This window comes from Erwinia sp. 198, assembly GCF_003937915.1.
Taxonomy (GTDB): domain Bacteria; phylum Pseudomonadota; class Gammaproteobacteria; order Enterobacterales; family Enterobacteriaceae; genus Erwinia; species Erwinia aeris.
Genome location: NZ_RHUM01000035.1, coordinates 1 through 589, shown reverse-complemented (window position 1 = coordinate 589; position 589 = coordinate 1). Strand labels below are relative to the sequence as shown.

Genomic DNA, 589 nt, shown 5'->3' with positions numbered 1-589 from the left:
CTTCATCGCCTCTGACTGCCAGGGCATCCACCGTGTACGCTTAGTCACTTAACCTCACAACCCACAAGCGTCCCGAAGGAGCTGGGCTGCAAGCATTTGAGAGACTCGACCATATCGTTGACTTCATTCCTGTTACGGGGAATGAAAACGACATGTCGTTTCAATTTTCAGCTTGTTCCGGATTGTTAAAGAGCAAATATCTCAAACGTGACTCGGCTTAACGCCGGAATCAGTTTTGAGATACTGTTGATAATGTCTTTCACTCATTATCAGATATGGCGTCCCCAAGGGGATTCGAACCCCTGTTACAGCCGTGAAAGGGCAGTGTCCTGGGCCTCTAGACGATGGGGACACAAAAATTGCTTAACCAGTCGCAGACCGGTTATTTTGTGTAAAGGTGAAGATTTGCTGGCAAATCTGAGCGACAAATTTACTTGCCACAGAACCCTACTCAAAAGACGCATTGCTCGTTACTTTTCTATCAGACAATCTGTGTGGACACTGCGCACGACGGTATCTTCAGGTAAGGAGGTGATCCAACCGCAGGTTCCCCTACGGTTACCTTGTTACGACTTCACCCCAGTCATGA

The 589-nt window shown here is 47.9% G+C and carries 1 tRNA gene and 1 rRNA gene; both read right to left on the bottom strand.

The window, feature by feature from the left end:
* Positions 1-276 precede the first annotated feature (276 nt).
* A tRNA-Glu gene (locus EGK14_RS21120) sits at positions 277-352 on the bottom strand.
* A gap of 172 nt (positions 353-524) precedes the next feature.
* Positions 525-589, bottom strand: a 16S ribosomal RNA gene (locus tag EGK14_RS21115); the annotation flags it as partial.